The 25,115-nt window shown below is 53.0% G+C and carries 24 protein-coding genes; 8 read left to right on the top strand and 16 right to left on the bottom strand.

The annotated features are described in order from the left end of the window. Positions 1-80: 80 nt before the first annotated feature. A complete protein-coding gene (locus ACAW75_RS25190; RefSeq protein ID WP_370731555.1) occupies positions 81-1,622 on the bottom strand; it encodes a YifB family Mg chelatase-like AAA ATPase in 1,542 nt (513 codons plus the stop codon). 238 nt (positions 1,623-1,860) lie between these two features. On the opposite strand from ACAW75_RS25190, the gene ACAW75_RS25185 reads away from it, so the two are divergent. Continuing rightward, entirely contained in the window at positions 1,861-2,805 is a 945-nt protein-coding gene (locus tag ACAW75_RS25185) for a DUF8428 domain-containing protein (protein ID WP_370731554.1), read from the top strand. 93 nt (positions 2,806-2,898) lie between these two features. Here the strand turns inward: ACAW75_RS25185 and ACAW75_RS25180 are convergent, their stop codons facing one another. The 4 genes from ACAW75_RS25180 to msrB all read right to left on the bottom strand — a co-directional run bounded on the left by ACAW75_RS25180 (position 2,899) and on the right by msrB (position 7,971). Then, positions 2,899-4,305, bottom strand: coding sequence for a M14 family zinc carboxypeptidase (locus ACAW75_RS25180; RefSeq protein ID WP_370731553.1), 1,407 nt, complete (start codon positions 4,303-4,305; stop codon positions 2,899-2,901). 131 nt (positions 4,306-4,436) lie between these two features. Then, a complete protein-coding gene (gene crcB / locus ACAW75_RS25175) occupies positions 4,437-4,817 on the bottom strand; it encodes a fluoride efflux transporter CrcB (protein WP_370731552.1) in 381 nt (126 codons plus the stop codon). Positions 4,818-4,908: 91 nt separating this feature from the next. Then, the gene (locus ACAW75_RS25170) at positions 4,909-7,554 is read right to left on the bottom strand and encodes a T9SS type A sorting domain-containing protein (protein WP_370731551.1); all 2,646 of its coding nucleotides are present in this window, start codon (positions 7,552-7,554) and stop codon (positions 4,909-4,911) included. A gap of 21 nt (positions 7,555-7,575) precedes the next feature. Further along, complete coding sequence (msrB, locus tag ACAW75_RS25165; protein WP_370731550.1) at positions 7,576-7,971, bottom strand: peptide-methionine (R)-S-oxide reductase MsrB; 396 nt, start codon at positions 7,969-7,971, stop codon at positions 7,576-7,578. 108 nt (positions 7,972-8,079) lie between these two features. Between msrB and ACAW75_RS25160 the strand changes: the two genes are divergently transcribed. Beyond that, the gene (locus ACAW75_RS25160; RefSeq protein ID WP_370731549.1) at positions 8,080-9,993 is read left to right on the top strand and encodes a RecQ family ATP-dependent DNA helicase; all 1,914 of its coding nucleotides are present in this window, start codon (positions 8,080-8,082) and stop codon (positions 9,991-9,993) included. A gap of 120 nt (positions 9,994-10,113) precedes the next feature. Here ACAW75_RS25160 and ACAW75_RS25155 read toward each other — a convergent pair whose 3' ends face one another. Then, complete coding sequence (locus ACAW75_RS25155; protein WP_370731548.1) at positions 10,114-10,725, bottom strand: hypothetical protein; 612 nt, start codon at positions 10,723-10,725, stop codon at positions 10,114-10,116. A 120-nt stretch (positions 10,726-10,845) separates the two neighbouring features. Here ACAW75_RS25155 and ACAW75_RS25150 point away from each other — a divergent pair, with 120 nt between their 5' ends. After that, entirely contained in the window at positions 10,846-11,238 is a 393-nt protein-coding gene (locus ACAW75_RS25150) for a DUF3887 domain-containing protein (protein WP_370731547.1), read from the top strand. 79 nt (positions 11,239-11,317) lie between these two features. After that, positions 11,318-11,755 (top strand): hypothetical protein, encoded by a 438-nt coding sequence (locus ACAW75_RS25145; RefSeq protein WP_370731546.1) that lies wholly within the window; start codon positions 11,318-11,320, stop codon positions 11,753-11,755. A 574-nt stretch (positions 11,756-12,329) separates the two neighbouring features. On the opposite strand, the gene ACAW75_RS25140 is transcribed toward ACAW75_RS25145, so the two are convergent. The 5 genes from ACAW75_RS25140 to ACAW75_RS25120 are packed head-to-tail and all read right to left on the bottom strand — an operon-like array spanning position 12,330 to position 16,429. Then, complete coding sequence (locus tag ACAW75_RS25140; protein WP_370731545.1) at positions 12,330-14,765, bottom strand: 3-hydroxyacyl-CoA dehydrogenase/enoyl-CoA hydratase family protein; 2,436 nt, start codon at positions 14,763-14,765, stop codon at positions 12,330-12,332. A gap of 21 nt (positions 14,766-14,786) precedes the next feature. Continuing rightward, positions 14,787-15,134, bottom strand: a complete 348-nt coding sequence (locus ACAW75_RS25135; protein WP_370731544.1) for a type II toxin-antitoxin system PemK/MazF family toxin — start codon at positions 15,132-15,134, stop codon at positions 14,787-14,789. A 1-nt stretch (position 15,135) separates the two neighbouring features. Next, positions 15,136-15,357 carry a hypothetical protein gene (locus ACAW75_RS25130; RefSeq protein WP_370731543.1) on the bottom strand — a complete coding sequence of 74 codons (222 nt, stop codon included), beginning with the start codon at positions 15,355-15,357 and terminating at the stop codon, positions 15,136-15,138. An 11-nt stretch (positions 15,358-15,368) separates the two neighbouring features. Continuing rightward, positions 15,369-15,944, bottom strand: coding sequence for a hypothetical protein (locus tag ACAW75_RS25125; protein WP_370731542.1), 576 nt, complete (start codon positions 15,942-15,944; stop codon positions 15,369-15,371). 14 nt (positions 15,945-15,958) lie between these two features. Then, positions 15,959-16,429, bottom strand: coding sequence for a MarR family winged helix-turn-helix transcriptional regulator (locus tag ACAW75_RS25120; RefSeq protein ID WP_370731541.1), 471 nt, complete (start codon positions 16,427-16,429; stop codon positions 15,959-15,961). 190 nt (positions 16,430-16,619) lie between these two features. Between ACAW75_RS25120 and ACAW75_RS25115 the strand changes: the two genes are divergently transcribed. After that, the gene (locus tag ACAW75_RS25115) at positions 16,620-16,793 is read left to right on the top strand and encodes a hypothetical protein (protein ID WP_370731540.1); all 174 of its coding nucleotides are present in this window, start codon (positions 16,620-16,622) and stop codon (positions 16,791-16,793) included. Positions 16,794-16,862: 69 nt separating this feature from the next. Here the strand turns inward: ACAW75_RS25115 and ACAW75_RS25110 are convergent, their stop codons facing one another. The 3 genes from ACAW75_RS25110 to ACAW75_RS25100 all read right to left on the bottom strand — a co-directional run bounded on the left by ACAW75_RS25110 (position 16,863) and on the right by ACAW75_RS25100 (position 18,988). Further along, positions 16,863-16,991 (bottom strand): hypothetical protein, encoded by a 129-nt coding sequence (locus tag ACAW75_RS25110; RefSeq protein ID WP_370731539.1) that lies wholly within the window; start codon positions 16,989-16,991, stop codon positions 16,863-16,865. Between the two features lie 13 nt (positions 16,992-17,004). Beyond that, positions 17,005-18,501: a type III PLP-dependent enzyme domain-containing protein gene (locus ACAW75_RS25105; RefSeq protein WP_370731538.1), complete on the bottom strand. Its 1,497-nt coding sequence runs from the start codon at positions 18,499-18,501 to the stop codon at positions 17,005-17,007. A 319-nt stretch (positions 18,502-18,820) separates the two neighbouring features. After that, a complete protein-coding gene (locus tag ACAW75_RS25100) occupies positions 18,821-18,988 on the bottom strand; it encodes a hypothetical protein (RefSeq protein ID WP_370731537.1) in 168 nt (55 codons plus the stop codon). A gap of 9 nt (positions 18,989-18,997) precedes the next feature. Between ACAW75_RS25100 and ACAW75_RS25095 the strand changes: the two genes are divergently transcribed. From ACAW75_RS25095 to ACAW75_RS25085, 3 genes are all read left to right on the top strand, one after another. Then, a complete protein-coding gene (locus ACAW75_RS25095; protein WP_370731536.1) occupies positions 18,998-19,861 on the top strand; it encodes an FAD:protein FMN transferase in 864 nt (287 codons plus the stop codon). A gap of 290 nt (positions 19,862-20,151) precedes the next feature. Further along, on the top strand, positions 20,152-20,781 hold the full coding sequence (locus ACAW75_RS25090) for an ABC transporter ATP-binding protein (RefSeq protein ID WP_370731535.1): 630 nt from the start codon (positions 20,152-20,154) through the stop codon (positions 20,779-20,781). 90 nt (positions 20,782-20,871) lie between these two features. Next, on the top strand, positions 20,872-21,999 hold the full coding sequence (locus ACAW75_RS25085; protein ID WP_370731534.1) for a hypothetical protein: 1,128 nt from the start codon (positions 20,872-20,874) through the stop codon (positions 21,997-21,999). Positions 22,000-22,115: 116 nt separating this feature from the next. Here ACAW75_RS25085 and ACAW75_RS25080 read toward each other — a convergent pair whose 3' ends face one another. Together ACAW75_RS25080 and ACAW75_RS25075 are read right to left on the bottom strand one after the other, a co-directional pair. After that, positions 22,116-23,474 (bottom strand): Gfo/Idh/MocA family protein, encoded by a 1,359-nt coding sequence (locus ACAW75_RS25080; RefSeq protein WP_370731533.1) that lies wholly within the window; start codon positions 23,472-23,474, stop codon positions 22,116-22,118. Between the two features lie 98 nt (positions 23,475-23,572). Further along, positions 23,573-25,021 carry an efflux transporter outer membrane subunit gene (locus ACAW75_RS25075; RefSeq protein WP_370731532.1) on the bottom strand — a complete coding sequence of 483 codons (1,449 nt, stop codon included), beginning with the start codon at positions 25,019-25,021 and terminating at the stop codon, positions 23,573-23,575. Positions 25,022-25,115 lie beyond the last annotated feature (94 nt).

Genomic DNA, 25,115 nt, shown 5'->3' with positions numbered 1-25,115 from the left:
CTGTTGCGCTGCTTATTAGTATCTATCATAATGTAGCAGCGCAACAGAAGACAGTAAACGGTAAACAGAAGATAGACCTCCTACCCCGCCCAATTCTCCCGGTCCAGGCTGCGGTACTGGATGGCTTCAGCCAGGTGCTCAATTTTGATCTCATCTGAGCCAGCCAGGTCGGCAATCGTGCGCGATACCTTCAAAATCCGGTCGTAAGCGCGTGCCGACAGGCCCAGGCGCTCCATGGCTGTTTTCAATAAGATGCGACCGGCCGGATTGATCTCGCAAATTTCCTTCACCATCTGCGACGGCATCATGGCATTGGAATAAATCCCCTCCTGCCCCTCAAACCGTTTTGTTTGTCGTTCCCGGGCTTTCACGACCCGTTCGCGGATTGCTTCGCTAGTTTCGGCGGGCCGGTTACCCGTCATCTGGTCAAACGAAACGGGGGTGACTTCCACGTGCAGATCGATGCGGTCGAGCAGCGGACCGCTTACCTTGTTCAGGTATTTCTGTACCACACCAGGGCCGCAAACACATTCTTTATCAGGATGATTGTAATAGCCGCACGGACAGGGGTTCATGCTGGAAATCAACATGAAGTTGGCCGGGAATTCTACGGCCCATTTGGCTCTTGAGATACTGACTTTTCGGTCTTCCAGCGGTTGCCGCATCACTTCCAAGGCTGATCGTTTAAACTCGGGAAGTTCGTCGAGAAACAATACTCCATTATGCGCCAGCGATATTTCACCGGGTTGCGGAAAGCTCCCCCCTCCAACCAGCGCGGCATCAGAAATAGTATGGTGAGGGGCTCGGTAAGGTCGCCGGGAAATCAGCGTGGCTTTTGTGCCAAGTTTCCCCGCAACCGAATGAATTTTAGTTGTTTCCAGAGCTTCCTGAAGCGTCATGGGCGGCAAAATGGTTGGTAACCGTTTGGCCAGCATCGTTTTACCCGCCCCCGGCGGACCAATCATAATGACGTTATGCCCCCCGGCAGCGGCAATCTCCATGGCTCGCTTGATGTTCTCCTGCCCCTGCACATGGGCAAAGTCGGCCTCGTAGGCATTCTGACTAGTAAAGAACAGATCACGCGTGTCGACAACTACTGGATCTATGGCTTTTTTACCCTCGAAAAATTCAAGGGCGTCCATCATATTACGGACCGGAATAATGTCGAGGTTATTCACGATGGCCGCCTCTTCGGCGTTTTCAACAGGCAATACAAAGCCCTTGAAGCCGCGTTTTCTGGCTTCGATCGCAATGGGTAATACACCTTTTATGGGCCGTAAGGCGCCATCCAGGGCCAACTCACCCATGATCACATAGTCTTCCAGTTCTTTCTCCAGATTAACCTGTTCCGAGGCTTTCAGCACGCAGAGCGCAATGGGCAAGTCATACGCTGAGCCTTCTTTCCGAATATCGGCCGGGGCCAGATTGACCACCACTTTCTGGCGCGGCATTCGATAACCCGAATATTTTAGCGACGCTTCAACCCGTTGTTCACTTTCTTTTACGGCACTGTCGGGCAAACCAACCATGAAAAATTTCATGCCTTGGCCGGCTGTCACTTCGATCGTAATAATGGTGGCATTTACGCCGTAAACGGCTGCGCCATAGGTCTTTGCAAGCATATAGGGACGGTGGGTAACAAAACAAGTACGCTTAAAGGGTATACCGCTCAAAGCTACAACCAATACTGAATATCTTGCCTACCCTATTCGGCACACAATTGGCCGTTTGATCAAGTCATGCACTATTAGCCGACGTTTTGCGTTATGTCCATATCGTTCACCTCAAACTGCAATTCTATAGGCTTTCTCTACATAGTACCTCAATTTGTGTTTGTTCAACTAAAATCCGTACTATTTTATGGAGAGTAATCAGCAGAAGCCGAAGGCAAACGGAGCACTTTTAGCCGCCCTTATTTTGATGACGGGCCTGGCCGGGGTGACGAGCTATCTGTATTTCGACAAGAAAACAGTAGCTGAAACGCAGGAAGTGACCATCGCCGAACGCGTAGAAGAACTATCCAATACCCGCGTAAAACTCGATTCGATCTCAACCGCGCTTGACACGAAAATTGCTGAAGTGCAGCGGCTGGGGGGCGATGTCACAGAGCTTCAAAAAGTAAAAGCCGACCTTGAAGCCGACAAGCAGGCACTCTCACGTGGAGCCAAACTGTCGCGGGCGAATATTGCCAAATATGAACTGAAGATTCAGGAGTATATGGCATTTTTGGCTGAAAAAGATACGGCCATCGCGCAGCTTCAGCGTGAGAAAGAAGTGCTGGTAGTCGACAACCAGACGCTGAACACCGAGAACGTTGGCCTGAAAACACGCCGCCAGCAACTGGAAGACACAGTGGCTGTGGTTGCTTCTCAGAATCAGGAACTGTCGACCAAAGTGACCCGCGCTGCTGCCCTGAAAGCACAGAATATCAAAGTGTTGTCGGTGAATCCGAAGGGTAAGGAAAAAGAGGATGATGCCTATAAGGCAAAACGCCTCGACAAGATCAAACTGGTTTACGCGCTGGCCGATAACCCCATTACGCAGGAAGAGCCCAAAGATGTGTTTATCCGGGTGCTGGACCCCGACGGTGCTGTCATTTCAGACATGGCCAACGGGTCAGGTACGTTCAAATCGGGGAGTGATGAAATGGTTTACACCGTTAAGCAGACAGTGGATTATGACCGCAACGGTAAAAATGTTGAACTGCTGTATACACGTGGTACACCTTACCGCCCGGGTAAGTATACTGTAGAACTGTATAGCGAAGGATTCAAAATTGGATCAGGCGCTTTTGCCGTTCGGTAAGCAGTAACTGGTTAACAGTGATAACCCCGTCAGAATCATGTTCTGACGGGGTTTTTGTCTATTTCCGACAGGATACGAACGCGTATTTTCAGATTAGTCAATCACGCCGTTTCCCTTCGACTCATCGCTAAACCCGTTGACGAAGACATATTTCGTCTGATTACCCTGTTTCAATAGAAACGTGGCAATCTGGTTCAATCCGGGTGGCCGGGCGGGTAGCTTTCCCTCTTTAAGTACGTGTACCGGATACTTCGGAAACGTATTTTTTCGGATAGCCCCCCGCACGTTGAACGCGACGATCCCTTCCTGACGAAGCTTTGGCACATCCAGCTTACGCAGGTCGCTAAGTGAATCCAGGGCGGTTGGATGCACGCGAACTGGCGTAAGGGTTAAACCGGTAGCGTCGATCTCTTTAAGGCCGTGAAAGGTAGATAGATCTCCCAGGTCTTCGATGGTACTTCGGTAGGCAAACGTCTTTGCAGAGTCAGTATTCACTTCATACTGATTAATGCCCAGGTCAATGGTGTAGGGCTTGCCATTTCGCACTACCGTTGCGTTGCGAATCAACACATCGAACAGGGTACGGCCGTTCTCGGGAATAGCCTGATAGTCGGCTGGTTTCTCGCTGCTGTATGATTCCGTAGCAATAGCGTGGAGCGCCGAAAGAATGGCAACGAAGTTTAGCCGGCGGATGCTCATTTTTTCAGCGTCACCAACCTGCCCACCCGACTCGATAAGGATCAGCGTTGTTCCCCACTTCTGAATATTATCGCCGAAGGCACGCGGTTCAAACTCATCGTCGTACCGCGCTACCTGACCAGGAATGAATTGTTGCAAGACCCGGTTCATGCCAACGATCAATTGCATTGACCGCCTTCTGACGTCGTTGATGCTTCGGGCAGGGTCATAAGCTGTGGCCAGGAACGAGACAACGGCCTGTTTCTCCGAATGGCCAACGCTGTAGCGCGGATTCTGATCGTGCAGGTTAAATCCTACCAGGGGTTTCAGGGTTTGTTGTAACCGTTTCAGCAGCACCGATTCGGGTGATTGCAGGCGTAGCGCATCCCGGTTCATGTCGATATCGGCGGAGGTACGTCGCTGAAAACGTTCAGCCCCGTCTGGGTTGAGCATGGGCACACAATAGAGCGTCGTTTTGCTCAGAATCGCCTGGCGCATCTGGTCAAAACCGTCGCCCGATGCCTGTAGAAAACGAAAGATATCGAACAGGGCCATGGTTGCCGTGGCTTCGTCGCCGTGCATCTGCGACCACAGCAGTACCGGGGTTGCTCCCGTGCCGGCCTTCACCTGGTGAATGCTCCGCCCTTCCGACGACGTACCTACCTGACTCACCGACAATGGACTACCCAGTTGCTGTAATACCGGTACAATGTCGCGGTGTTTAAAGCGCCGGTGGGTAAACGTAGAATCCTTATAGAGATCATGGGCGTCGTGGAGCTGGCGCCATGGCTCCTGCGCCTGTGTTTGGGTAACTGAAATCATGCACAAAAGTAAGGTCAGCAGAGAGGGCAAGAGATACAATTTGTGGATTTGTGCGGCCGCTCCTTTACGGGGAAGCAGTTGGCTGGGTACGTTCATGACACTACACATTGGCCTAAAAAAGAGGTACTAAGTCAGTCGGTCAGCTGCACTACCAGCCACCAGCCAATGGCCGACGCTGCCAGACACCCCAACACATTTAGCGCAATATTTAAAAAGGCAACACCTACCCTACCCTGCTGCAATAGAAGCAGGGTATCCTGACTAAAGCTCGAAAACGTACTGAGGCCACCGCAAATGCCCACGCCGATCAGCAGTCGCCAGGGTTCTGCCTCGGGTCGGCCAGCTACCCAGCCAACTACGGCTCCCAGCAAGACGGAGGCCAGGGTATTGACGAGCAGGATGCTAACCGGAAAAGGTGTATGTAACAGGACGGGGGGAATCCACCTGCCGAGTGAATAGCGAATAACGCTGCCCAGGCCACCACCCAGAAAGACAAGTGCGTAAGAAGACATTGGCTCGAATGAAAAAGCTCAGAATACGGGGTCAAAATACGCTAAACGTACCTGACTCCCACATACTGAGCTTTTACCCGTTAAAACGCGATTACTTCGTCACTACGATCTTTTTCACCTGTTTGGCATCACCGGCATTCAACTGAATGAAATACATACCGGCCGGCAACTGACTCACATCGAGCTGTTCGTTGATCTGTTTGCCATTTTGTACGGCTACAGGCAATTGGCGTAACGTTTGACCGGTTGGTCCGCTCAGCGTCATGGTGCCTTCTGTGGCGGTTTGGGCAAGCTCGGCTGTTACCCGAACAGAACCAGACGCCGGGTTGGGGTATACCGAGAACGAAGCCATCTGAACAGGTTCGGTAGCCAGAATGACCGGTGGTGGTGGCACCTGAATTTTCAGGTTATCGATCTGCCAGCCCCAGCCATGTGCCAATTGATCGGCAAAAAGGCGGAACCGGATCAGAATGACATCGTTGGCTTTGAAATTTCCGCTTGCCAGAAGACTAATCGTGCGCGGTTTCAGGAGCGACTGTGTGCCAACGGCTGTAGAGTTAACCTCACCAGTAGTTGGCAGGCCTGGCGCCGTGCTCGAGTTCCAGGTGTTCAGCCAGTCGGGATATGCGTTGGTGTTATAACCATCCAGAAAGGGCAGCCAGGTCAGGCCGTTGTCTTTACTGCCTTCTACGATGGCATAATCGTAAAAGCCATCGCCCCCGTAGAACGACCCGGCGTCGTTTGGCTCTACCAGTGCTATTTCGTCGAACTGTATGCGGGCGCTATCCTGGGTGGTTGCCACGCGAATGGGGGCTAGCAGTGTGTAGGTGTAGTTACTCTCGCTGAAGATGTTTGCTCCGTTCTTGTACGGGTGTTCTGAGTTTATGCTGGCACTGGTAAAACTGGTTGGCTGTTGAATGCCAAAGCCATTACCGGCAAAATCAGCCGTTGCTGCCGTTACCGAATTGAAATCGTTCACATACTGTTTTCTGACGGTTGTTTGCGGAGCAACAACCGAAATAGAATAGAAGCCCGTGGCCGGGCTAACCGCCTGATTTCGGGCGGCTGACACGTCGCGTGCTACAATCCGGTAGCTGATTACCGAGCCTGCCTTCAGCGAACGTGTAGGAATAGGGATGATAGCAAACCAGGTGCTGTCTGGTACCAGGTCAGAGTTGGCCAGTGTCATCGAAACAGGCGGTTTGGCCACGCCGTTGATCTGGTACTCCAGGTATACCGTATCGATACCCATTTTAGTACGCGCCGTGTTGATCAGCTGACGATCATCAGACACTTTGGCCAGTATGAGCAACGTGTCTACTTCGGCTTCCAGCGTAACGGTCTGTTCCGGGGCATGCACAATGGTTGGGGCAACGCGGTCTGGGCCGGTAGTGAACGAGTAGATGTATTGCTGTGTACCGTCATTGCTTTTGCCGGGGTTGGTGTATACACGTCCACCTGCGTCTTGTGTCTGTAAGTAGTACACCGTGCGGCCAGGTGTTTCTGTAGAGGGTAGCGTAACTGAATAAGTATCCGACGTACCCTGCCGAACCAGGTTTACCTGCTTATAGGTATTATCCGTCTGGGTTGCGTAGCCAGTCCGGTAGAACAGTTTAGGCGGGGCTGCTCCCAAGACCGTGTCACTGATCACACGGGCAGTAAACGTCACGGCACTTGTCGATTCGGTATCTGATATGGGATTGTGCAAGAGCGAGGTCGTTTTCCATTCCATGTCTTCGAAAAACGAAAGAACGATCGGACCCGGATCCTGATCAACCTCAGCAGCGCCGATAAAGGGCGTCATCAGAGCGTTGGGCGTACCTGCCCGGTAGGTTGTTTCGTCGAGGTGGTATAACGTAGAGCCTGAACTGTAGGCCGTTGGCGCATAGAGTTTACCACGCCCACCCGTTTTTCGCTGTAAAATAGGGCCATTGATAAACAGGTTTTGACCGGTCAGCTGCGTGTATAAGGCGGAGGAACTGCCGGCAATGGCACTGCTTAGAATTTTAGTGCCTAAATTGTTCTCCACGTAAGCATCAAACACGGTTGAATAAATAACCGCTGCCTGCCTGCTGGCGGCGTCGGCCCTGATTCCACCAGTGAAGCCTAATCCATGCCCCAATTCGTGAAGAACAATAGACACAAGATCATATTTGCCAGCCGTCGGTTTACCGTCGAGGCCCAGATACCAGGTGTTGGTGCTGCTGAAATTGGCAACAATGTCGGCTGAGTCAGGGTGGTTGATAGCCCGACGGGCAATTTTTTCGGCCAATGCCATCGGGTAATAAGTAGTAGCTCGTTGCGATCCATCCGGCGCACCCACGTAGTCGGCCGGGCTGGCGCTACCCAATACACCGGTACCTAATGGTTGCCATCTGGCTGTAATACGAATAGGAACGGGGCTGATAATCAACGTCGACCAGATATCAACGGCTCGTTGGAAGGCAGCCCGGGCACTATCCGGGTAGCCAATATAGGTTACAATGAAGTTCGATGTGGCAGCCCGGCGAGCTCGTGAATCATTAAAACCGGCGGGTGGGCCAATGCGCGAAAAAACGTTCTCCTTGGATGCGTAACAGATAATCGAATCCGACTTGACAATTCGATTACGCAGGGCGAAGTTTTCATATGTTGTTAAAGGGGTTGTCCGGGCAGGAGCTGTTCGTTTTTGGGCCATGAGCGTGCCCGTGGTCAGCAGGAGTAATACCAGCAAACGCCATGCGTATTGGTGCGTCATATACGTAGAATTGAGTCAGAGTCAAGAAGGGTTGATTAGTATTAAAGATACTGAATTCAGGCAATAGCGCAAGCCTGTTGGCGGCGGGCCGTCGTCAAATACGTGGCCCAGGTGCGCGTCGCACACGTTGCAAAGCACCTCAACCCGGTACATACCATAGCTGTAATCTTTTTCGAGCCGAATCACATCGGGCTGAAGCGGTTCGGTAAAACTCGGCCAGCCCGTTCCCGACTCGAATTTATTGGTCGATTCGAACAACGGCGTCCCGCAGCAGACACAGGCATACGTACCCGGCTCTTTCGACTCGCAGTATTCGCCCGTAAACGCCCGTTCGGTGCCTTTCTGCCGGGTTACCCGAAATTGCTCGGGCGTCAGGACCTGCCGCCACTCTTCATCGGTTTTTATGACTTTCTCCATAGTACAGTGATTTTATAGCCGCGAATTGGGGTTTATTCTCATAAACGAACAACGCTGCTGAATTGTCTTACCGAAAGCCGGACAGCTACTGTTATTTTTGTAATACGTATGACTGCGCCACAACTGTTGCAAACGTATTGGGGATATTCGACTTTCCGGCCGTTGCAGGAAGAAGTCGTCAATGCCCTGCTCGATGGTCATGATGCGCTGGTGCTGATGCCTACGGGTGGGGGCAAATCGGTTTGCTTTCAGGTACCGGCATTAGGTATGGATGGTGTCTGTATCGTTGTAACGCCGCTGATTGCCCTGATGAAAGATCAGGTGTTTCAGCTGCGCCGGCGGGGTATTCCCGCGGCGGCCATTCATTCGGGCATGCATTATCGCGAAATAGATACGATTCTCGACAATTGTATCTACGGAAATCTGAAATTTCTGTACGTATCGCCCGAACGGCTCCGTACCGAAATAATGATTGAACGGGCCAGGCAAATGACCGTTTGCCTGTTGGCCGTCGATGAAGCGCACTGCATTTCGGCCTGGGGGCACGACTTTCGGCCACCTTACCTTCAGATCGCTGAGTTCCGGGATAAGCTTTCCAACAAGGCTCCGACCGTGGCGCTAACGGCTTCCGCTACGCCCGATGTACAACGGGAAATTGTGGAGAAACTAGATTTCAGAACGGGCTACAAGGTATTTCGGCAAACGTTTGCGCGCGCTAACCTGTCGTATTCGGCCATGCTGGAAGAAGGGAAAGAGAGCCGCCTGCTAAAGATCCTGACCAACGTACCTGGAACGGGCATCGTGTATGTGCGCAGCCGCCGGCAGACAGGGCAAATGGCCGAATGGCTGGTAAAGCAGGGTATCTCCGCCGATTTTTATCATGCTGGCCTTAGCACGCCCGAACGATCGCAGAAGCAGGAAGACTGGATCAATAACCGAACCCGCATCATTGTGTCGACCAACGCCTTCGGGATGGGCATCGATAAGCCCGATGTTCGCGTGGTCGTTCACCTCGATCCGCCTGACACGCTCGAGGCCTATTACCAGGAAGCTGGCCGCGCCGGTCGTGACGGGCAGAAAGCCTACGCCGTGATGCTGTATACCGAGGCCGATTGCGAGCGTGTCATTTTCCAGACTGAACAGCAATACCCAACCGTTGACCTGATCAGACGGACCTATCAGGCGCTGGCCAACTACACAAAAGTGCCCGTTGGCAGCGGCGAATTTGAAACGTTCGATTTTGATCTGGCGCAGTTTACCAGGACTTATTCCTTGCCCCCACAAGACACGCACTATGCGCTGAAACAGCTTCAGATGGCGGGCTACATCGACTTGAGTGAGGCGTATTTCCGGCCGTCGCGCGTGGTGATGAATATGGATAATCGGGCCATTTATGAATTTCAGGTGATGAATCCACGCTTCGATCCGTTTCTGAAGCTACTGATGCGTCTGTATGGTGGCGAACTGTTCACGGATTTCCTCCCTATTTCGGAAGGGAATCTGTCGCGGGCGTTTATGGTGTCGGAAAACGAGATCATTATGCTCCTGACTCAACTGGCCGAGCGGGAGGTAATCATCTACGAGAAGCAGACCGATAAACCCCAGCTAACGTACCTGACGCCCCGGCAAGACGCCCGCCAGCTACCGTTCGATGGGCAAGGGTTGGAAAAGCGGCGTAAACACGCGCTGGCCAAAGCAGAAGCATCGGTCAATTATGCCCGGCACCAGACCCAGTGCCGCACCCGGCTCCTGCAAAATTATTTCGGTGAAGAAACCGACGCCGCCTGTGGTGTTTGTGATAACTGCCTGAAAGCGAAAAAGAAAGTCGGCCCCGATTCTCAGGTACGTGACCAGGTCCGCCAGTACGTAACGCTGGCCCGCGACAAAGGCGTTACGCCCAAACAACTGTCGAGCTATTTCAGTAAAACGGACGAAAACGACCTGGCGCAAACCGTTCGCCTCATGCTGGCCGAGGAAGAACTACGCTACAATGCCGTCGGAAATTTGACGATGAATAAGTGAGTTGTAGTGCGGTGTAAGTGTATGGTTTTCAGAGGGTGATTTGCATCAATACCCTCTGGAAACAGAAGCGCCCTTCAGACATGATCCGAAGGGCGCTTTTATAAAGACAGAAGAAGACGTCTACCGACGGCCACCGCCAATATCGAAGCCAAGTTTCACGCCCACGTAGGAGTTTTTGCTTTCAACACTGGTGCCAATCTTATTAACGCCTTTGTCGTCATAAACGACCGAATTGGTAGTCGGAATCAGGTTATATTCAACACCCAATACGAAGTGGCCTGCTTTGAAACCAACCCGAGCCATGCCGCCGAATACATTACCCGCCGAAATGCTGCCGTTGTAGCTCGTCGACGATGAGCCGGAGCCCACTACCGTAACGCCGGTGCTCCCAACGCCAAACAGACCGGCACCAATACCAACAAACGGGCGAAACCCGCTGGTCGATAGCATGTAGTTCCCTGTCAGGATGTATGAACCAGAAAATTTAATGTCACCTGACGTAGTATTGCCGTTTGCAATCACATTACGCGCCATACCGGCTCCTTCGATGCGCAGGCCAACGTCGATCTGGTCGCTGATGCCGTATTTTGGTTCAACGGCAAACAAAACGCCACCACCACCGCTTGGAATGGCGGCGCCTAGTGATACGTTGACTTTAAATGGTTTGAACTCCTGTGCCTGAGCGCCTACGCCCAAAAGCAGCACCGCACATAAGGCAAAAAACTGTTTCATTGGATTATGTTAGTAAATGTGTGAGAAGCCGTTTATCAGCTAAACGACCCGGCAAATGAACACGTATCAGCATTAACTAGCCTAATCATCCTACTTTACGGCCCAATAACCAATTAGTCTATGAAGCGCTTTTTTATAACGGCGGCTCTACTGCTGAGTCTGATCGCTACCGCCAATGCCCAAACGGCGACACCACCGGCCCCTTCGCCTGAAATGGTAAAACTTGACTCGCTCACAAAGCTGTCGCAACGCTTCCTGAACGAACAGAAAGTCGATTCGCTCTACGCCCTGATGGGGACGGCGTTTAAAGGTCAGATTTCGCCCGAGATGATGAAGCAGGTCTCTTCACAGATAAGTGGCCAACTAGGCAAATGGACTGCTGCCGAACCGGTGGGTATCAAAGACGGTATCGCCAAATACAAAGCCACCTTCACCAACGCCACCCTCGATTTCTACATCAGCCGCGATGCCGAGGGGAAGATCAGTACGTTCCTGATGAAACCGTCGGAATAAGAAGACATTAAGAAAAAATAACTTGCTGTTACAACGGTTACGGCCTAACTCGCGTCTAGAGATTGAAGCGCATCTGACCATGAAAAAAGCCTTACTGTTCAGCACCTTAGTTTTCCTGTCGGCCGCCTGTAGCCGTAGCAACGACGTAGCCCCTACTCTGGCGGGTGAAGTATCGGGAACGTACCTGACCAACGGCTTTCTGGATATTCTGTGCATTGCCCTTCCCGCCAATCAGATGCCCGCCGTTACGCTGACACCCGAGACAGATGCCGCCGTTACGCTAACGTACCTGCGCAAATACCCGACGGCCCAATCGCAGACCTTCACCCACCTGCAACTTACCCGCCTGACCGATAACAGTATTCAGTTAGCGCAGCAGGGTCAGGTGATCGGCACTGTCCAGACCGACCGCGCTTTCAACAGCAACGGCATGGAACGCCAGGCTCTCGTTCTCCGCGTTCAGGCCAACACCACCGACCCTCAAACCGCCATCACCTTCACCGGCGCGAAGGAGTAACGTACCTGAAATGAAAAAGGGCCATTCCTGCACAGGAATGGCCCTTTTTCATTTCAGGTACGTTACTCCTTCGCACTTTTTCAAGCATCTTCGTGGTGTGGCTACATGTTCTATTCTTTTAGATACTTGGAAAAACTCGGAACCGGGAGACTAACAAGTTACTGTTGTTATCTTGCAAACAGAAAAAGGGCTGTTGACGCAGCCCTTTTCTATCGCTTCACGATTGTGGAGCGCATTATTCGTTTCACTTTAACCATAACTACAATTATTGAGAAGCAAAACAAGCGCAGCTTAGAACGTCGAATTCTAAGTTGGCTTAAAAAGTACCAGCCTGCGTTCAATATGCTCGCAACGCTGGTACGAACTGCTTTCGATATGTTGATGTCACACCATCGACAATCGTAAGCCGCCACCGCTTACCGAAAGCCCTCTGTTTTAAGGAACAGGGGGCTTTTGTCAAACTATTAGCACAAATATAAATGACTGTCAAGTAACTTTCAAAAATTACTATCAATAGTAATTTTTGAAAGTTACTTGACAGATTAAATTACGCTGAATTAGCTGTCAAAATTCCTCAATTCCGCAACGGCTTGCCGCCTTGGAGTAAGCTCTGAATGCGCTCCAGGGTTTTCTTCTCGCCGGTTAGTGACAGGAAGGCTTCGCGCTCCAGGTCGAGGAGATACTTCTCCGTCACGTTCTGGGGTGAACTCAGGTCGCCACCGCAGATGACGTAGGCCAGCTTATCGGCAATTTTCAGATCGTGGTCCGAGATAAACCGGCCCATTTTCATGGCGGTGATACCTGCTTTGAACAGCGCGATGCCGGTTTTGCCCTGAACCTTGATGTCGGTGCGGGGTTTGGGCTGCGTGTAACCGTTTTCGGCCAGTTCAATGGCCACCTGTTTGGCTTCGGCGATCTGACGGCTACGGTTCAGCACAATCTGCGCCGAGGGCAACAGGTAGTTCATCTCGCGGGCCTCCTGCGCCGAGGTCGACACTTTCGCCGTCGCGATGTTCATGTAGGCGGCTTGCAGGATATTCAGTTCCGGGTCGCCGGTTTGGTAGAGGTCCGAGCAGCGGGCGGCCATTTCTTTGGTGCCGCCACCCGCCGGAATCAGGCCGACGCCCACTTCCACCAGACCCATGTAGGTTTCCGAATGGGCCACCACGCGGTCGCAGTGCAGATTGATCTCGCACCCACCGCCCAGCGCCAGCGAGTGAGGCGCACCCACCACCGGGATCGACGAATACCGCGCCCGCATCATGGTTTGCTGGAACTGCGAGATCATCAGGTTGATCTCGTCGTATTCCTGCTCCAGGGCAAACATGAACAGCGTTGCCAGGTTGGCGCCCGCCGAAAACGCCTCCGTCGATTCGTTACCGATCACCAGGCCCCGGAAGTCCTTCTCGGCCAGCGCGATAGCTTTGTTCAATCCTTCGATCACCTCGGCTCCGAAAGTGTTCATCTTCGAGCGGAACTCGAGGTTGATAATGCCATCGCCCAGGTCGTAAATGGCCGAACCGGCATTTTTCCAGATCACGTTATCGCTCAGGCTTTCGAGAAGGATGAACGACTCGGTGCCCGGAATGGTCCTATACGACTTCGTGGCGATGTCATAGTACTGCTTCTTGCCTGTCGAGGTCTTGTAGAAACTAGTTGCACCACTGGCGGCCATGTCGTAGACCCACTGGGCCGGTTTCGTGCCCAGCTTTTCCATCATGTCGATACCGGCCTGCAGGCCAATGGCGTCCCAGGTCTCGAACAGGCCCATCTGCCAGCCAAAGCCCGCTTTAATGGCCTCATCGATTTTGTAGAGTTCGTCGGCTACTTCGGGGATGCGGTTCGTAGCGTACTGGAACGCATCGGAGAACGTGCGGCGGTAGAACTCGCCCGCTTTGTCGGTACCCGCCAGCAGGACCGAAAACCGTTTCCGCAGGCTGTCGATGGCTTTGGTGCTTTCGAGGGTCGCGAATTTTACTTTCTGCGACGGTTCGTAGGCAAACGTCTTCAGGTTCAGGGCCAGAATGACCGTTTTGCCTTTCTCGTCTTTTGTCTTCTTGTAGAAACCCTGTCCGGTTTTGTCGCCGAGCCATTTGTTATCGCTCAGCTTCTGCATCACCGACGGCAGTTCAAATGCCTTATGCGACTCGTCATATTCCAGCTTCACCAGGTTACTCGCCACGTTGACGGTCGTATCCAGCCCCACCACATCCGACAGCCGGAACGTACCTGACTTGGGCCGACCAACCACCGGACCCGTCAGCTTATCCACTTCCTCCACGCTGAGGCCCATCTCTTCGGCCACGCGGATGGTCTGCACCATGGCGTAGATACCGAGCCGGTTGGCAATGAAGCCGGGCGTGTCTTTGCAGAGAACGGTGGTTTTGCCCAGGTACAGATCGCCGTAGCTCATCAGGAAATCCACGATGGCGGGGTCTGTGTCGGGGCCGGGGATGATCTCGAGCAAACGCAGGTAACGTGGCGGGTTGAAGAAGTGCGTGCCGCAGAAATGCCGCCGGAAATCCTCGCTACGGCCTTCGGTCAGCAGATGCATCGGAATACCCGACGTGTTGCTGGTAATCAACGTACCTGGCTTGCGGAACTGCTCTACGCGCTCGTACAGCGACCGTTTGATGTCGAGCCGCTCCACGATGACCTCGATCACCCAATCGTAGGTGGCAATGTCTTTCAGGTTATCGTCGAAGTTGCCCAGCTTCACCCGGTCGGCGAACTTGGGGCTATAAAGCGAGGCGGGCGTGGCTTTCAGCATCGTTTGCCAGGCGTCGCCTACCATCCGGTTGCGCACGGCGGGGCTGTCGGTGGTCAGGCCCTTGGCGGCTTCGGCGGCGTTGGGTTCGCGCGGAACCATATCGAGCAAGAGAACGTCGAGGCCGATATTGGCGAAGTGAGCCGCAATGCGCGACCCCATGATGCCCGAACCCAGCACGGCTACACGCCGGATGCTACGGTTCTTCTGGGTTGTTTTGGGTTTTTCGAGTGTTGCTTCCATGAGAAGGGAATATTGAATAGGTTATCGGTCGATGCCTAATTGAAAGCAGAGCGAAGCATACACTTCGTCCTGCTTAGCTGTGTCAGCTAATTCACCGTATTTGAGTGTCAACCGGACCTTATCGATGGTACGAATCTGATAAGATAGGATGATCGGCTCGTTAGGCAAACCAACTGTGTCGGCTGGTACTACTACTTCATTTGGATAAATACGACGGTTGGGTTTGCGCGTAGTGATTGGCCAGACATTTACTACGTTCAGTAACTCATTGATAGCATCTTCACTGATTACCAACACAGGTCTTGACTTGCCCTGTTCAGAGCCGACAACCGGATCGAGGCTTGCCCGATATACGTGCCATTTTTGCATGTTACAACGTCTCGCCGTCTATAGCCTGAAAATCGTTTTGCACATCAGCCATGTCCGCCTGATACAGTGGATCAACCGCCGCTTCTTGCATCAGTTTGAGCTTTGCCTCACGTTCATCAGCTATATCTTCTACGACAACCGTAACCCGCTTACTGCGAAATGAAGCAGGTAAGTCAAGAGTAATCTGCTGATTGTCAACATACACTGTTTTCTTCCAAGTCATGGCTTTAGAGGCTATACTAATTTGCTTAACTCATCAACATCGCCGAGATCTTTGGGGCGACCAGTGGCTTTTTTTTCCGTGATCAGATCGTTCAGGTGAATGACTTTGAACGGGACCTCATCGAACGTGGCGTCGCGGGCACGAGCGTAGCAGGCATCGAAATCAGTATCGGCAAATGCTTTCAGCGAATGGCCCATATCCAATGTAAAGCCCTGTTTACCAACGGTCACTGTCGACCATCCGAACAGAAGAGGGACGTTCATCAGCAATTCAGCACCTGCCACGTTGTTTTCGGCCAGTGCCTGCACGAGACTTGCTTTATTGGCATCGCCGACCCTGATCCACAAATCAAGGTCTTCTGTCGCCCGGATATAGCCGTGAACAATATTAGCCATGCCCCCAACCAGCAAATAGTGAACCCCAAACCGGTTCAGGCTTTGGAAAAGGCTCTGTACGTCGCTCTGCGATATGTCCATCGTCTTGGCTGGATTGGCTGCATTACCCCGGTAAAACGCGTTCGCCACCTGCATCAGACCAACAAAGCGGTCTAAAAGTGGCTGGGCGATAACGGGGTACGTTGGTTGCATGGAAGAGGTAACGTTTATAAAACGTCTTCGATTGGGGCGTTGGTGGCTTTCAGCTTGTTGTTTTCTTCCTCTACAATCAGGTTGATCTCCTTGATGACATCGAAGAAAACGACCAGCTTATCGAGCGGGATTTTCTCGCGGACCATCTTGTTGAATTCGATCACCCCTTCGCGGGCCATTTCGCGCTTGGCTTTACCTTCTTCGGTGAGGTAAATACGCACGAACCGCTTGTCTGACTTATCGGTTTCGCGCCGGATGAGGTCGCGCTCCTCCAGCGTTTTCAGCATCCTGACCAGGCTACGCGGCTCCATGCCCAGCAGCGGGCCAATCTTGGTGGCGGGTGTGCCCTGCTCGGCGTCGATGTTCAGCAGCACGTACCCAGTCGCCATGGTAAGATCGAACCGGGCGGCGTAGCCATTGTACATCCGTGAGATGGCGTGCCAGCCCCACTTCAGGTGAAAATCAACGGTTTTCTCTTTCTTCATAGCGGATGTCGCCTGACCAACAGCTGGTTGTTCAGTAAGACAAAACTACGAAATTTTCAAAAATAGTATGCATGCATACTGATTTTGATTGAGCCAGTAAGTAGGCTAAACGTTGGTACCTAAATGGTGCGTATTCGTGAAATTGTTTACCTTGCCTTCAAACAATGGGCGCATAAGAGCATACGCAGTCATGGCAAAATACCTTTTCTTAATCGGCATGCTGATCGCACTTGGTGGCGTCTACCTCTTCATCACGCCCGCCAACGCAGCAGTTTCCCGTTCACTGATGTGCTTCGGAATTTTGCTGGAAGTAGCTGGTTTCTTTCTGATGATCAGAAAGCTCATCAAGAAAAAGGGCATTTGATTATAAGTGCTTACAAACACAAAAAGGTGGCTGGACCAATTCCAGCCACCTTTTTGTGTTTGTAAGCACTTACGCTGCCCGCGATACGGCGGGCTTGACTTGCTTGGTGCTTCCGTAGGCCGGGCAAACGCCTTTGCGGGCGCAGGCACCCATCGACAGCAGCAGAACAGCACTCGCCAACATCACTACCTTTTTCATGCGTTTGATTGGGTTAATTTTCCTCTTTCACTAATTCAGGCTGTAAGTCGGCGATTTCCTCTGCTTCTTCAGCTGCCTGTGCCGCTTCCAGTTCAGTTGGCTGCGGTAAATTGCTGGGCGTGTAGCCCAATATTTTCAACATCGACTCGCTGTGCTGCTCCGGCGCAAACAGGCGCGTGCGGAGATTGCCTTCCTCATCTTTGTCGACAATGACGTGTTGCGGCGCCGGAATCAGACAGTGCTGAATGCCGCCATACCCGCCAAGCGATTCCTGATACGCACCCGTGTGGAACAGGCCCACATACTGATCTTCCGTTTCCTGATCGAAAATAGGCAGATAAAGGTCAGCCGAGTGTACTTCGGTATTATAAAAATCGTGCGAATCGCAGGTCAGCCCGCCCAAATTTACTTTCTGGTACGGATTATCCCAGTTATTCACCGACAGCATGATGTACTTCTGCCCCAAACCCCACGAATCGGGCAGTTGCGTAATGAACGAACCGTCGATCATGTACCACAACTCCTTGTCGTTCTGAAGCTTCTGGTCGATCACTTTATAAATAACGGCGCCGCTCTCCCCTACCGTATACGACCCGAACTCGGTGAAAATGTGCGGAACAGGTACGTTGTTCTTGTTGCAGATCCACTGAATCGACTCCACGATCTGGTCAATCATGGCCTGGTAGTCGTACGAGAACTGGAACGAGGTCTGGATGGGTAGTCCGCCGCCGATATCGATGCTGTCGAGGTCCGGGCAGATTTTCCGCAATTCGCAGTATTTGTACATGAACCGGCTCAGTTCGCTCCAGTAATACGCGCTGTCTTTCACGCCCGTATTGATGAAGAAATGCAGCATTTTCAGTTTGAATTTGCTGCTGTTCTGAATCTTGCTCTTGTACAGCTCGTTGATGTCGCTATACCGAATACCAAGCCGCGATGTATAGAACGCGAAGTTTGGTTCTTCATCCGTTGCAATTCGGATGCCAAGATTGACCGATTCGGCCGTTACCGACTCCTCATACGCCTCAATTTCCTTGAGGTTATCCAGAATCGGAAATACGTTGAAGCCTTCGTTGATCAGTTCGCTGATATACTGCGTGTAGAGCGGCCGTTTGTAGCCGTTGCAGATGATATACGTGCTCTTATTGATCTTTCCGCTCCGGTACAACTCCCGGATAATGGGAATATCAAAGGCCGACGACGTTTCAAGGTGAACGTTATTCTTCAATACCTCGTCGAGCACGAACCGGAAGTGCGACGACTTCGTGCAATAGCAATAGGTGTAATTGCCTTTATAATTATAGCGCTTCATCGCGTTCTTAAACAGCGACTTAGCCTGATCAATATGTTCCGAAATCTTCGGCAGGTACGTCAGTTTAAGCGGGGTGCCATACTGTTTTACAATGTCCATCAGCGGTACATTGTTGAACAACAGGTGGTTGTTCTCGACGTTGAACTCCAAGGTGGGGAATTCAAATGTCTGGTCAATCAGGTCGTAGTACGTCTTCATCCCTGCGGTCAGCGCATAAAGAATTTGTTCGTGGTTAGTAAAAAACGGGTCGCGAAAGTGGGGCTAATTTTGGTGTCATGCAACTATGCCCCATCTGCAAAGTAGAAAACGCATTTACCGGGGGTTTGATTCTATGTCGTTCCGTTTTTTGGGGAAAGTTTGGTTACTGTCGATGGTCGGCATTCTGCTGGTTAGTGGAAATAGTTGGTGTTTTATGCCGGTTGATGGGCGTACACGGTGGTTACTCTTGCTGCCAGATGGTAGATATGTAGGGGCGGGCCATCGTGCCCGCCCGCTTTCGGACCGTCAGGGCCGCGTATTAATTGCGCGCCAATACACAACGTATAAACATGCCCAAGCCAGCATATTTCCGGTATTTCACCATCTGGGAAATGAACGACATGTCCAGGCGTCCCTGTCGGGCCGAGAGCGGGCGGCCACTGTGGGCCGCCCCTACATATCCACCATCCAGCCATACAGCTTTCATCGTGGGTTGATGGGGACCACGTTCACAACCACCCTTTATACGACAGATAGCCTAGCCGCACAACGTACCTACGAAGCCGTTTCGGCAAGAATGGATACGTTGAACCAGATCATGAGTGACTACCTCGACGGGTCGGAGTTAAATCGATTGTCGGCAACGAGTGGGCAAAACCGCTGGGTACGTGTCTCGCCTACGTTGTTTGATGTGCTGCAAAAGGCCAAACGCATTGCCCAACAGTCGGGCGGGCGGTATGACCCGACAATTGGCCCGCTCTCGCAACTTTGGCGGCGGGCGGTGCGGCAGCGTCAGTTTCCGGCTGCTCGTGAACGACGAAAGGCGCGACGGGCCGTTTCGTGGCGATACATTGACCTGGATTCGGGTAATCAATCGGTACAGCTAAAAAGGGCCGGTATGCGGCTCGATCTAGGCGGCATTGGCCAGGGGTTCGCCATCGACGAAGCCCGAAAAGTGCTTCATCAATATGGAATCCGCGTTTTCCTGCTTGATCTGGGCGGTGATATTCTGGCGGGCGATCCACCACCCGACCGTTCTGAAGGCTGGCGTATCGGACTAGCCGGGACCGCCTCCGATTCTGTTATTTTTCTCCGTAACGCTGCCATTACAACCTCTGGCGATACAGAACGACACCTGGATATTCATGGCCGTCGGTATTCGCACATCATGGATCCGCGCACCGGCCTGGGTCTGCACCATTTCGTGCAGGCAACCGTGCAGGCGCCCACCGGTACGTATGCCGACGCGCTCACGAAGGTATTCAGCGTAGCTACACCCGGTCAGCGAAAGCGATTACACCGCCGTTTCCCGCAGGCGCGGGTATGGATTGTGGAGAAAAGAAATGGGAACACGGATTGAGTGGATGTTTGCGGGTCTTGGGATGTAAGCGGATTGGTAACCACCCGTTGTCGCTTGCCTGTGGCGAGTGACGCTTATCTGTAGGGCCTCTGGCCCGGGCATAGATTACTATAGTGGTTAGCCTATGTGTTTTGTGAAAGCTACCAACGGGCCAGAGGCCCTACAGATAAGCGTCACTCGCCACAAGCAAGCGACAACGGAGTCAGGAAAACCTCTGTGTTATAGCTCATTTTCACCGCTTATCCGATCAATGATTATACAGATCAAAGCTCGACTCATCTTTGCGCCCTATGCTTCATCTTCACAATTTCCAGAAATCGTATGGCGAACGGCCCATCCTGACGATTCCTGACTGGCATCTGTCCAATGGTATTCATTGGCTGAAAGGCCCGAACGGGGCCGGGAAAACCACGCTGTTCCGTTCTATTGCCGGTATGTTGCCGCACGAAGGGTCGGTCATGCTGAACGAACTGGACAGTCGGCGTGATATAGTGGCCTATCGGCTGAAGGTCAACTATGCGGAAGCCGAGCCCACCTTTCCGCCTTTCCTGACGGCCCATGAACTGATCAAATGGGTGGCCGATGCCAAGCGAGCGCCCGCCGGGCAGGCTGAAGGGTTGATCGAGGCGTTTGGCGTGGGTACGTATCAGCATACGCCCGTGGGTACGTATTCGAGCGGGATGCTGAAGAAAACATCGCTGATCATGGCGTTTCTAGGACAGCCGACCTTGATTTTGCTGGATGAGCCGCTGGTTACACTCGATGTGGCCGCTACCCGAACCGTGGCCGAATTGATCGAGCGGGCCCGGCTGGCTGGCGTGAATTTCCTGCTATCGTCGCATCAGGCCCTGGAGACAGCACAACTCCCCATCGATTCGGTTTGGCAGGTGGCGAATCAAACGGTGGCGCGGGCGGAGTAGAGCGAAAATTGTTTCCAAACCGCTTCGCGCTATAGTGCGCGAAGCCACACATACTAGCGCGAAGCAACAGAACTCACTTAAAAGTCTATTATGCGATCAACCATTACTGTTCTGACCAAAACGCTGGTGTATCCCTTCTATCGGCAGAACGCGGGTATATTATGGGTGGCAGGGCTGCTGGCAGGTGGCTTTATGCGAAGTAGCGATCACATTGCGCTGGCGACCTACGCCGTTTCGTCGGTGGTTGTGCTGGCCGTTTACGTAGCTATCTGGCTGCTCTATACGTTGCTAGCCACGCGTTTTGCTGTCAGCATGATCAATCGGTACGATGTGTTGCTCCATCTGCGGTTATTCAGGCCCCTGCAAAAATGGATCGGGCTGGGCATTGCGCAATTGCTGCTGATGGGGCCAGCGGTAGGGTATGCCCTGTTTGTTGGTCGTATTGCCAGACAGGAAAAGCAGGGCTGGGCTATTGCAGCCATTGTCGGAAGCCTATCACTGATCGGTGTGGCGGGGCTGGCATGGTGCGAATACGCCCTGCATCATCCAAACCCGGTGAGCCGGTGGGCGGCGTGGGTGACTAAACTCCGCAGGTACGTTCGCACGCCGTATGGTCTGTTTTACCTGCGCTATCTGGTGAACGAACAGGCTACGTTGTTCTGGCGCACGAAACTGGGAACGGGCCTTGTCTGGATTGGTATTCTGAAGCTCTACGCCACCGACCATTACCAGATCAACCTCTTCCGAACACCCGATTATGACCTTCGGTTGATTGGCCTCGGGGCTTTACTGGTGGGGTTAGGCCATGCCACGGTCGTGTATGAACAGTATCGTTTCGAGCATCAATGGCTGCCCATTTACCGAAATATGCCAGTAGCCGACTGGCGGCGATGGGCTGGGTACGTTGGTCAGTTTGCGTTGTTGCTCCTGCCCGAAGCCCTGCTCCTGCTCTATCACCTCCCCGTCGACCAACCCGCGTGGCGGACGCTCGGTGCCTGGGCGTTTGGCGTGAGCTTGCTAAGCGTGCAGCAGGGTTTGCTGTTTCGCGTTCACCGCACGCCCGACCGGAGCATGACCGTCGTGTACATCATGCTGATCGCTTATTTCCTCCTCATCATGTTCCGCATCCCGCTCTGGGCCCTGGTTACGGCGAATCTACTGGCGTCGGGTTGGCTGTTCCGGCGGTATTACTGGACGTCGGCCTGGGAAGGGGAATGAAAAAAGGAGTAAAGGAGGAAGGGGAGAATGGAGGAAAGGGAGCTTCGCTAATGATTGAAACTAGCGAAGCTCCCTTTCCTCCATTCTCCCCTTCCTCCTTTACTCCTTTTTTAAACTTACACCGTAATCGTCTTACCCGGCACGGCTACGGGGTAGAATCCGTCGGCGTTGGGGAGCACTTTGGGCTTGGCGTCCCAGGCCACCGTATCGGGGAATAGGTTGATCTGCGAATTGATGGCGTCGTCCCACTTGATCAGGTTGCCTGAATACGTCGCCATTCGACCCAGAATCGATGTCATCGTGCTTTTAGCACCGTTCTCGGCATCAGCGAACTTGTACTGGCCCTTGGCAATAGCCTCGAACAGTTCGTCATGTTCGACCTGGTAGGGGTCTCTGTCCGTTTTGGCGCTTGCGTGGGCGTAAATTTGCTGCCCGTTGTACCCTTTCAGGATCGTTTTGTTGCCGTTGAACGAGTCGATGCGGCCTTTTGTGCCGAGGAATTGCTCGTCTACTTTACTGTAGGTGCCTTCGTAGTGGCGGCATTGGCTGTTGATCGTCGTGCCATCGGCATAGACGAAATCGACGGTATGGTGATCGAAAATCTCGCCAAACTCTTTGCCGGTACGTACCTGACGGCCGCCAGTGCCTTGGGCCGACACAGGGTAACCGCGCTTGGCCCAGTTGGCTACGTCGATGTTGTGCACGTGCTGCTCGGTAATGTGATCGCCACATAACCAGTTGAAATAGTACCAGTTCCGCAGCTGGTATTCCATTTCTGTCTGGTTAGGCTGACGAGGATTATTCCAGACACCCCCGCTGATCCAGTACACGCTGCCGCCCACAATATCGCCGATGGCTCCGTCGTGAATCCGTTTCATGGCTTCGCGGTAGTTGCTCTGGTAATGCCGCTGTAGACCTACCACCACGTTTAGCTTCTTTTTCTTCGCCTCTTCGGCGGCTGCCAGCACCCGCCGGATACCCGGTGCATCGGTAGCTACCGGTTTCTCCATGAAGATGTGCTTGTTCTGCTTCACAGCCTCTTCGAAATGACCGGGACGGAAACCCGGTGGCGTGGCCAGAATCACTACATCGGCCAGCGGAATGGCCTTCTTGTAAGCATCCAGCCCAACAAATTGACGCTCTTTGGGCAGATCGATTTTCTGAGCGGCATCCGGCCTGCTCATTAGCGTCTTATAGCCCATGTCTACCCGGTCCTGAAACGCATCGGCAATGGCTACAATCTTGATGTTCTGCTTGGTATTGAGCGCCTGCATGGCGGCACCCCTCCCCCGGCCTCCGCAGCCAATCAAGGCTACCTTGATGGTGTCGTCCACTGACGTATGATAGCCGGGATTGGCCGCTGCCGATAAGCCGAATGGTAAACTGGAAAGCAGCGCACTGCCCGTAAAAAGGCCTGATGTTTTGAGAAACTGGCGACGGTCGCCCGAGTGCGAATCTGTATCGTGAAAAGCCATAGCGGTTGATTGTAAAGGGATTGGTTTCCTGCGAAAGAGAAAAGCGCCCCTATTTTACTTGCAACCCGATTAGGTGGAACACATGCTGGCGAAGTCAGTTAAAAATCGCCGCCCAATGCCCTGAGCAATGCTACCAGGTATTGTACTTCCTGCCCCCGCAATTGAACATATTGCTGTTCATTGATCAGCACTGTCCGTTGTGCGTCGAGCACATCCAGGTACGTGGTCAGGCCTTTCACGTATAGTTCGCGATTATAGTGCTCAGTGCGGCGGGCAAGTACGAGCGTCTGGCTTTGCAGGTCGAGTTGCTGGCGTAGGTACGTGAGGTTATCGAGGGCGGTTTCGGCTTCACGTTGCGCTACCTGAAAAGCCTGCAGGTACGTTTGCTGACTCGTTGACATCTGCTGACGCGACAAGGCGACGTTCTCCCGGTTCCGCCGGCCTTCATACAGCGGTACCGACGCATTGACGCCCAACAAATACGTGGCGCTGCTGGGCACAAACGTATAGCCTAGCTGGCCCGAAAGCAGCCCCCCCGACCCAACGAGAGTGATTCGTGGCTGTACACTAGCCTGTTGCAACACCACCTGTGCGCCGGCAATCTGAATGGCCCGGTCGGCCTGCAGCAAATCGGGACGGCGACGGAGCAGATCGGGCGTGATGGCGGCGTAGGGAAAGACCGGAAGTGTTGCCGGCAACGTACCTGCGTCGATGCCAAATGTGGCCGGTTCCTGGGCAACCAGCTGCGCCAGGGCGTTGACCAGTTCGGCACGGGCACGTTGCAGGCCCATCAGTTGCACCCGAAGGCCAGCCAGATCTGTTTCGGCCCGTTGCACATCGAGCTGGTTGACCAGGCCCACCCGGAACCGTTCGCGCACGATACCCAGCGTTGAATCGCGAATGGCACTGTTGCGCAGGAAAACGGCTTGTTCGGCTTCGTTGGCGCGAATCAGGTAATAGGTGCGGGCAATGTCGGAAGCGAGTGTCAAACGGAAAGCACGCAGATCGGCTTCAGACGCCTGCGTTTGCTGTTGCGCCAGCACAATACCACTGCGGATACGTTTGAACAGATCCAACTCCCAACTGGCGTCGACGGGCAGGAGTTGAAACGTATTGAGTTGAAAGCGAGGTAATTTATCGGTCGCTACCGGAACAGCTACCGGGCGATGTTCTGATAAGCTTTGGGTTGATATCAACGCGCTGCTTCGTACAGAAGGCTGCAAAAATGACTGGGCCACCCGAACCCGGCCCCGCGCCTCTTCAATTCGACTGATCGCCGCTTTCAGGCTTGGGCTATTGGCTAACCCCATCTGAATAAGATCGGCCAGTAAGGGATCGTTGAAACGTTGAAAACCCGACGCTGATAAATCAACCGCGTTGGGTGTGTTGCCCGTCGACGTACCTGGAGCCGGGGCCGCTTCCGGTGCGCTAGTACCCGTTGGCTGCACGGTGCCGGCACCCGGCTGCAGGGTTACAGCACCACCTGGAGGGCTGGTTTGGGCAAAGGCTGTAACAGAAAGAAAGAAGAGGAAGATCAGTTTATACATGAAATGTCAAGTTTCAGGTTTCAGGTTTCAGGCGGCGGCGCGGTTTCAGGTGCGCTGCTTACCGACCAGACGTTGAGTAAACAGCGCACCTGAA

Source organism: Fibrella arboris (assembly GCF_041321095.1).
Taxonomy (GTDB): Bacteria; Bacteroidota; Bacteroidia; order Cytophagales; family Spirosomataceae; genus Fibrella; species Fibrella arboris.
Note: the sequence above shows the minus strand (reverse complement) of the source record. Positions and strands in the feature narration are given on the sequence as shown.

Coding starts and splice junctions, on each gene's coding strand:
- ACAW75_RS25075 (WP_370731532.1), bottom strand. CDS start 25,021: ATGTATAAACTGATCTTCCTCTTCTTTCTTTCTGTTACAGCCTTTGCC.
- ACAW75_RS25180 (WP_370731553.1), bottom strand. CDS start 4,305: ATGATTTCAGTTACCCAAACACAGGCGCAGGAGCCATGGCGCCAGCTC.
- ACAW75_RS25125 (WP_370731542.1), bottom strand. CDS start 15,944: ATGCAACCAACGTACCCCGTTATCGCCCAGCCACTTTTAGACCGCTTT.
- ACAW75_RS25105 (WP_370731538.1), bottom strand. CDS start 18,501: ATGAAGACGTACTACGACCTGATTGACCAGACATTTGAATTCCCCACC.
- ACAW75_RS25185 (WP_370731554.1), top strand. CDS start 1,861: ATGGAGAGTAATCAGCAGAAGCCGAAGGCAAACGGAGCACTTTTAGCC.
- ACAW75_RS25135 (WP_370731544.1), bottom strand. CDS start 15,134: ATGCAAAAATGGCACGTATATCGGGCAAGCCTCGATCCGGTTGTCGGC.
- ACAW75_RS25190 (WP_370731555.1), bottom strand. CDS start 1,622: ATGCTTGCAAAGACCTATGGCGCAGCCGTTTACGGCGTAAATGCCACC.
- ACAW75_RS25145 (WP_370731546.1), top strand. CDS start 11,318: ATGAAAAAAGCCTTACTGTTCAGCACCTTAGTTTTCCTGTCGGCCGCC.
- ACAW75_RS25100 (WP_370731537.1), bottom strand. CDS start 18,988: ATGAAAGCTGTATGGCTGGATGGTGGATATGTAGGGGCGGCCCACAGT.
- ACAW75_RS25160 (WP_370731549.1), top strand. CDS start 8,080: ATGACTGCGCCACAACTGTTGCAAACGTATTGGGGATATTCGACTTTC.
- ACAW75_RS25150 (WP_370731547.1), top strand. CDS start 10,846: ATGAAGCGCTTTTTTATAACGGCGGCTCTACTGCTGAGTCTGATCGCT.
- ACAW75_RS25130 (WP_370731543.1), bottom strand. CDS start 15,357: ATGACTTGGAAGAAAACAGTGTATGTTGACAATCAGCAGATTACTCTT.
- ACAW75_RS25155 (WP_370731548.1), bottom strand. CDS start 10,725: ATGAAACAGTTTTTTGCCTTATGTGCGGTGCTGCTTTTGGGCGTAGGC.
- ACAW75_RS25090 (WP_370731535.1), top strand. CDS start 20,152: ATGCTTCATCTTCACAATTTCCAGAAATCGTATGGCGAACGGCCCATC.
- msrB (WP_370731550.1), bottom strand. CDS start 7,971: ATGGAGAAAGTCATAAAAACCGATGAAGAGTGGCGGCAGGTCCTGACG.
- ACAW75_RS25115 (WP_370731540.1), top strand. CDS start 16,620: ATGGCAAAATACCTTTTCTTAATCGGCATGCTGATCGCACTTGGTGGC.
- ACAW75_RS25110 (WP_370731539.1), bottom strand. CDS start 16,991: ATGAAAAAGGTAGTGATGTTGGCGAGTGCTGTTCTGCTGCTGTCGATG.
- ACAW75_RS25140 (WP_370731545.1), bottom strand. CDS start 14,765: ATGGAAGCAACACTCGAAAAACCCAAAACAACCCAGAAGAACCGTAGC.
- ACAW75_RS25120 (WP_370731541.1), bottom strand. CDS start 16,429: ATGAAGAAAGAGAAAACCGTTGATTTTCACCTGAAGTGGGGCTGGCAC.
- ACAW75_RS25080 (WP_370731533.1), bottom strand. CDS start 23,474: ATGGCTTTTCACGATACAGATTCGCACTCGGGCGACCGTCGCCAGTTT.
- ACAW75_RS25170 (WP_370731551.1), bottom strand. CDS start 7,554: ATGACGCACCAATACGCATGGCGTTTGCTGGTATTACTCCTGCTGACC.
- ACAW75_RS25085 (WP_370731534.1), top strand. CDS start 20,872: ATGCGATCAACCATTACTGTTCTGACCAAAACGCTGGTGTATCCCTTC.
- ACAW75_RS25095 (WP_370731536.1), top strand. CDS start 18,998: ATGGGGACCACGTTCACAACCACCCTTTATACGACAGATAGCCTAGCC.
- crcB (WP_370731552.1), bottom strand. CDS start 4,817: ATGTCTTCTTACGCACTTGTCTTTCTGGGTGGTGGCCTGGGCAGCGTT.